Origin of the sequence: Peterkaempfera griseoplana (assembly GCF_001418575.1) — a bacterium.
GTDB classification, from domain to species: Bacteria; Actinomycetota; Actinomycetes; order Streptomycetales; family Streptomycetaceae; genus Peterkaempfera; species Peterkaempfera griseoplana.
Genome location: NZ_LIQR01000517.1, coordinates 1 through 7,627, shown reverse-complemented (window position 1 = coordinate 7,627; position 7,627 = coordinate 1). Strand labels below are relative to the sequence as shown.

1 protein-coding gene is annotated in these 7,627 nt (G+C 72.9%); it reads left to right on the top strand.

Annotated features, from left to right (window positions below; all coding sequences use genetic code 11):
• A partial coding sequence (locus AOK09_RS31570; protein ID WP_157876110.1) for a non-ribosomal peptide synthetase occupies positions 1-7,627 on the top strand: 7,627 nt, incomplete at both ends.

Sequence of the window (7,627 nt, the reverse complement as noted above, 5' to 3'; positions counted from 1 at the left end):
GCTGGATGCGTTGCCGTTGACGGTGAACGGGAAGCTGGACCGCAGGGCCCTGCCCGCCCCCGAATACACCACCGGTGTGAGCAGGGAACCGGCGACCGTCCAGGAGGAGATCCTCTGCGGGGCGTTCGCGGAGGTCCTGGGCCTGGAGAGCGTCGGCGTCGACGACGACTTCTTCGCGCTGGGTGGTCACTCCCTGCTGGCGGTGCGGCTGGTGGAACTCCTGCGCAGTCGCGGGGTCCCCGTCTCCGTACGCGCGCTCTTCGACACCAGGACCGTGGCGGGGCTCGCAGCAGCATCAGGTACGGAACAGCTGGTCGTGCCGGCGAATGCGATTCCTGCCGGGGCGACGGAGATCACTCCGGAGATGTTGCCGTTGGTGGATCTGTCGCCTGCGGAGATTGCGCGGGTGGTGGCGTCGGTGGAGGGTGGTGCGGCGAATGTGGCGGATGTCTATCCGTTGGCGCCGTTGCAGGAGGGGATTCTTTTCCATCATCTGCTGGCGGATGGTGGGGCGGACACGTATGTGTTGCCGACGGTGTTGGAGTTTGATTCGCAGGCGCGGGTGGATGCGTTTGTTGCGGCGTTGCAGCGGGTGGTGGATCGGCATGACATCTTCCGCACGGGGATTGTGTGGGAGGGGTTGCGGGAGCCGGTGCAGGTGGTGTGGCGGCGTGCGGTGTTGCCGGTGGTGCAGGTGGTGGTGGATGCGGGTGTGGGTGATGTGGTGGGTGGGTTGTTGGAGGTGGCTGGTCTGTCGGTGGATCTGGGCCGGGCTCCGTTGATCGGGTTGTCGGTGGCGGCGGTGGGGGATGGTCGTCGGTTGGTTCTGGTGCGGGCGCATCACATGGTGCAGGACCATGCGGCGTTGGATGTGGTGCTGGGTGAGGTGCGGGCGTTGTTGGCGGGGCGGGGTGGGGAGTTGCCGGCTCCGTTGCCGTTCCGGGACTTTGTGGCGCAGGCGCGGGGTGGGGTGGAGCGCGCCGAGCATGAGCGGTACTTCGCCGGGCTGCTGGGCGATGTCGAGGAGCCGACCGCACCGTACGGACTCGTCGACGTCCACCGCGACGGCTGGGACTCCGTGGAGACCCGCGTGGAGTTCCCCCCGGAGCTGAACAGCCGGTTGCGGGATGTCGCCCGCCGTGCGGGTGCCAGCCCCGCGAGTGTGCTGCATCTGGCGTGGGCGCGGGTGCTGGGGGCGGTGAGCGGGCGCAGCGACGTGGTGTTCGGCACGGTGCTGTTCGGGCGGATGAACGCCGGCGCAGGCTCCGAGCGGGTTCCGGGTCCCTTCATCAACACCCTGCCCGTCCGCGTCCAGGCGGACCGGATCGGGGCTCTGGCAGCGGTCGGGGCGATGCGTACCCAGCTGGCGGAGCTCCTGGAGCACGAGCACGCACCCCTCGCCCTCGCCCAGCAGGCCAGTGGGGTGGCGGGCGACATGCCGCTGTTCACCTCGATCTTCAACTACCGCCACAACACCGACCAGGTCGTCGACGAGTCGCGCAGCGAGGTCGCCGAGGGCATCCGGCTGGTCTTCTACCGGGAGCGCACCAACTATCCGCTCTCGGTCTCCGTGGACGACGACGGCACCGCTTTCGCGGTCTCCGTGGACGCGGTGGCGCCGATCGACCCGCAGGCGGTGGGCGGGCTGGTGCGCACCGCGGCCGAAAGCCTGGTGGCGGCGCTGGAGCAGGCGCTGCAAGGCGGCCCCGACCGGCCGCTGGGCACGGTACCGGTGCTCGACGGGACCGAGCGGCACCGGGTGCTGTCGGAGTGGAACGACACGACGGCGGAGGTGCCGTCGGCATCCGTCCCCGAGCTGTTCGAGGCGCAGGCGGTGCGCACCCCGGACGCGGTCGCGGTGGTGTCCGGGGACGTCCGGCTGACCTACGCCGAGCTGGACGCACGGGCCGACCGGCTGGCTCGCCACCTGGCCGGCCTGGGAGTGGGCCCGGAGTCGGTGGTGGCGGTGTGCCTGGAGCGCGGCGGCGATCTGATGGCTGCGCTGCTCGGCGTGCTGAAGGCCGGAGCGGCATATCTGCCGGTCGAGCCGGAGTACCCGGCCGAGCGGATCGCGTTCATGCTGGAGGACGTGGCCCCGGCGGCGGTGCTGGCCTCGGCCTCCACCGCAGGGTCGCTGCCTTCGTCGGCCCCGGTGCTGGTCCTCGACTCCGCGGAGACCCTCGCCGCGCTGGAGGCCCTGGACGGCGCGCCGCTGGGTGACGGTGAGCGGACACCCGCACTGCCCGGCCACCCCGCGTATGTGATCTACACCTCCGGGTCGACCGGGCGCCCGAAGGGCGTCACCGTGACGCACAAGGGCTTCGCCAACACGGTGGCGGCGCTCGCCCGCTTCGGGGCGGGGCCCGGCTCACGGGTGGCGCAGTTCGCGTCGGCCAGTTTCGACAACTTCGCCCTGGAGTGGTCGCTGGCCCTGACCACGGGTGCGGCCCTGGTCGTCGTCCCCGCTGCGCGCAGGCTCGGCAGCGAGCTGTCGTCCTTCCTGGCCGAGGAGTCGGTGACCCATGCGTCGCTGCCCCCCGCGGTGCTGGCCGGGATGGACGCGGAGTCGGTCGGCGCGCAGCTCGTGCTCGAGGTGGGAGGCGAGGCCTGCCCGCCGGAGGTCGTGGAGCGCTGGGCGGCCGGGCGGTTGATGTTCAACACCTACGGCCCGACCGAGACCACCGTGGACGCGGTGTCCTGGACCTGCCGCCCGGGGGCCGACCATGTGCCGATCGGCAGGCCCATCGGCAACACCCGGGCGTTCGTGCTGGACGAGTTCCTGTCACCGGTCCCCGCCGGTGTGGCGGGAGAGCTGTACCTCGCGGGCGACGGACTGGCGCGCGGATATGTGCGCCGGGCCGGACTCACCGCGGAACGCTTCGTGGCCTGCCCGTTCGAAGCCGGAACCCGGATGTACCGGACCGGTGACCTGGCCCGCTGGAACGACGAGCGCGAGCTGGTCTTCGCCGGGCGCGCCGACGAGCAGGTGAAGATCCGCGGCTTCCGCATCGAACCGGGCGAGATCGAGGCCGTGGTGGCCGAGCACCCGGGGGTGGCGCAGGCCGCCGTCGTCGCCCGCGGTGACGCCCCGGGTGACAGGCAGCTGGTCGCCTATGTCGTCCCCGTCGACGGGCGGCACGAGGCCGCCGGAGCACTCCCCGAAGCGGTGCGTGCACGAGTCGCCGAGCGCCTCCCGGCCTACATGGTGCCGTCGGCGGTGGTGGTGCTGGACGCGCTGCCGCTCACCGTGAACGGCAAGCTGGACCGCCGGGCGCTGCCCGCACCCGAGTACACGGCGGGCAACGGCCGCGGTCCGTCGAATGCGCGCGAGGAGGTCATCTGCGCGGCCTTCGCCGAGGTGCTGGGCCTGGAGGGCGTCGGCGTCGACGACGACTTCTTCGCGCTCGGCGGCCACTCCCTGCTGACGATCCGGCTGGTCGAGGCCCTGCGGGCACAGGGCGTACCGGTGTCCGTACGCGCGCTCCTCGACACCCCCACCCCCGCCGGACTGGCCGCCGCGGCCACCGCCGAGCAGGTCGCGGTGCCGGCCAACGCCATCCCGGCCGGCGCCACGGAGATCACCCCGCAGATGCTGTCGCTGGTGGAGCTGTCCGCGGAGGAGATCGAGCGGGTCGTCGCCACGGTCGACGGCGGCGCGGCCAACGTCGCGGACATCTACCCGCTGGCCCCCCTGCAGGAGGGCATCCTCTTCCACCACCTGCTGGCGGACGGCGGCGAGGACGCCTATCTGATGCCGACGGTGCTGGAGTTCGACTCCCGGGCGCGTCTGGACGCTTTCACCGGCGCGCTCCAGCGGGTGGTCGACCGTCATGGCATCTTCCGCACCGGCATCGTCTGGGAGGGGCTGCGGGAGCCCGTGCAGGTGGTGTGGCGCCGCGCGGTGCTGCCGGTGGAGGAGACCGCCCTGGACCCGCACGGGGCCGACCCGGTCGCGGAGCTGCTGGCCGTCGCCGGGCTGACGACCGACCTCCGCCGGGCGCCGCTGCTGGACGTGCGGACGGCGGTGCATCCGGGCACCGGCCGATGGCTGGCCCTGGTGCGGGTGCACCACATGGTCGACGACCACGTCGGCCTGGAGGTCGCCCTGGAGGAGATGGAGGCGATCCTCACCGGGCGGGACGGCGAGCTCGCGGAGCCGCTGCCGTTCCGGGACTTCGTCGCCCGGACCCGCGCCGGGGTGGAACGTGCCGAGCACGACCGGTACTTCGCCGAACTGCTCGGGGACGTGGACGAGCCGACCGCACCGTACGGGGTCACCGACGTGCGCGGCGACGGCGCGGACGTGGTCCGCGAGATCCTGCCGCTGGCGGCGGGGCTGCACGACCGCCTGCGCGGCGTCTCCCGCCGGCTGGGCACCAGCCCCGCCACGGTGCTCCATGTGGCCTGGGCGCGGGTCCTCGCCGTGCTCAGCGGCCGCAGCGACGTGGTCTTCGGCACGGTGCTGTTCGGGCGGATGAACGCCGGGGCGGGCGCCGAACGGGTACCGGGTCCCTTCATCAACACCCTGCCCGTACGGGTCCGGGTGGACCGCGGCGGAGTGCTGGCGGCCGTCCGGGAGATGCGCGGCCAGCTGGCCGGGCTCCTGGAGCACGAGCACGCCCCGCTGGCCCTGGCGCAGCAGGCCGGCGGGGTGGCGGCCGACACCCCCCTGTTCACCTCGATCTTCAACTACCGCCACAACACCGGCCGGAGCGTCGACGGATCCCGCAGCGCGGGGATGGAGGGCATCCGGCTGCTCTTCATGCAGGAGCGCACCAACTTCCCGCTCTCGGTCAACGTCGACGACAGTGGCGACGCGCTGGCCCTGGCCGTGGACGCCGTCGCGTCGATCGACCCGCTGGCCGTGGGCACCCTGCTGAGCACGGCCGCGGAGAACCTGGTGGCCGCGCTGGAGGGGGCGCTGGACCGGGGCGTGGACGTCCCGCTGAGCACGGTGCGGGTGCTGGGCGAGGCGGAGCGCCGCCGGGTGCTGGTGGAGTGGAACGACACCGCCGCCGAGGTCCCGGCCGCGACCGTCCCCGAGCTGTTGGAGGCTCAGGTGGGCCGTATCCCGGACGCGGTGGCGCTGGTGTGCGAGGGCGTGGAGGTGTCGTACGCGGAGCTGGACGCGCGGGCGAAGCGGCTGGCGCACCACCTGATCGGCCAGGGCGTCGGCGCGGACTCCGTGGTGGGCCTCTGCCTGCCGCGCGGCATCGACGTGGTCACGGCGATCCTCGCGGTGTGGAAGGCGGGCGGCGCCTATCTGCCGCTCGACCCGGAGTACCCGGCGGAGCGGCTGGCGTTCATGCTGTCCGACAGCCGGGCGGATGTGCTGATCAGCCGCCGCGACACCGCGGACGGCCTGGCAGGCGGCCTCGGTGCGGACCGGGTGGTCTGGCTGGACGACCCGCAGCTGCACGCCGCGTCGGCCGGCCTGCCTGACACCGCACCCGGCGCCGGGGCGCCCTTCGGAGCGCTGGCCTATGTCATCTACACCTCCGGCTCCACCGGGCGACCCAAGGGGGTGGCGGTCACCCACGGCGGACTCGCCAACTATGTGACCTGGGCGGCGGACGCGTACGGCATGAGCGACGGCGGCGGTGCGCCGGTGCACTCGTCGCTCTCCTTCGACCTGACCGTCACCAGTGTGCTGGTGCCCCTGGTCTCCGGCTCGGCGGTCGTGGTGAGCCCGGCCGGCGGCGCCGGTGGACTGGCCGACCTGATGGCCGGAGTGGGCGGGTTCGGGCTGGTCAAGGTCGTCCCCGGCCATCTGCCGCTGCTGGCGGAGGCGATCCCGGACGACCGTCTGGCGAGCGCGGCGCGGCGCTATGTGGTCGGCGGTGAGGCGCTGACCGGCGCCGTCACACGGTCGTGGCTGGCCCGGACGCCGCAGTCCGTGGTGGTCAACGAGTACGGGCCCACCGAGACCGTCGTCGGCTGCTGTGTCTTCGAGGTGGCGGCCGGCCAGGAGATCGGCGAGTCCGTGCCGATCGGACGCCCGATCGCCAACACCCGGCTGTACCTCCTGGACGGTTCGCTCGCGCCGGTTCCGGCGGGCGTGACGGGAGAGCTCTACATCGCGGGCGTGCAGCTGGCCCGCGGCTATGTGGGCCGGCCCGGGTCCACCGCGGAGCGGTTCGTCAGCTGCCCCTTCGAGCCCGGCGCCCGTATGTACCGGACCGGTGACCTGGCCCGTTGGGGCGCCGACGGGCACCTGGAGTACCTGGGCCGGGTGGACGAGCAGGTGAAGGTCCGCGGTTTCCGGATCGAGCTGGGCGAGGTCCAGGCCGTGGTGGCGGGCCATCCGTCCGTCGCACAGGCCACGGTGGTCGCACGGGAGGACAGCCCCGCCGGGACACGGCTGGCCGCCTATGTCGTCGCCGCCGACCCGGACGCGGCCGACAGCCGCGAACTGGCCGCATCGGTACGGCAGTTCGTCGCCCAGCGCCTGCCCGTGCACATGGTGCCGTCGGCGATGGTGGTGCTGGACGCGCTGCCGCTGACGGTCAACGGAAAGCTGGACCGCAGGGCGCTGCCCGCACCCGAGTACACCCCGGCCACGGGCCGCGGCCCCTCCAGCGTGCAGGAGGAGCTGCTGTGCGCGGTGTTCGCACAGGTGCTGGGCGTGGAGAGCGTCGGCGTCGACGACGACTTCTTCACCCTGGGCGGTCACTCGCTGCTGGCGACGCGGCTGGTCAGCCGGGTGCGGGCGGTGCTGGGCGTCGAGGTCGAGGTGCGTGCGCTGTTCGAGGCGCCGACGGTGGCGGGGCTCGCGGCGCGGCTGGCCGGCGAGGGCGAGGCCCGTCCGGCGCTGACCGCGCGGGAGCGCCCGGAGCGGTTGCCGCTCTCCTTTGCGCAGCGCCGGCTGTGGTTCATCGGCCAGCTGGAGGGGCCGAGTGCCACCTACAACGTTCCTGTCGCCCTGCGGCTGTCGGGTGAGCTGGACGGTGAGGCGCTGAAGGCGGCGTTCCGGGATGTGCTGGGGCGGCATGAGGTGCTGCGGACGGTGTTCGAGGTGTCGGGGGGTGAGCCGTACCAGCGGATCCTGCCTCTCGACGAGGTGGTGTGGGAGCTGCCGGTGGTCGAGGTGGCGCGCGGCGAGCTGGACGCCGCCGTCGAGACGGCGGCCGGGTACGCCTTCGACCTGTCCCATGAACTGCCGATCCGTGCCTGGCTCTTCGCGACGGGACCGGACGAGCACGTCCTCGTGGTGACGATGCACCATGTCGCCGCCGACGGCTGGTCGACCGGCCCCCTCTCCCGTGACGTCACCGCTGCCTACGCGGCGCGGTGCGAGGGGCGCGCCCCGGTGTGGGAGCCGTTGCCGGTGCAGTACGCCGACTACGCCCTCTGGCAGCGCGAACTCCTCGGTGACGAACAGGACCCCGGCAGTGTCCTGTCCCAGCAGGCGGCCTACTGGGGGGAGGCACTCCAGGGCGCACCGGAGGAGCTGACGCTCCCGGTCGACCATGTGCGCCCGGCGGTCGCCAGCCACCGCGGGCACAGCGTGCCGGTGGAGATCCCGGCGGAGGTGCATGCGCGGGTGGTGGAGGTGGCGCGGGCCGAGGGTGTGACGGTGTTCATGGTGTTGCAGGCGGCGCTTGCGGTGCTGTTGTCGCGGTTGGGT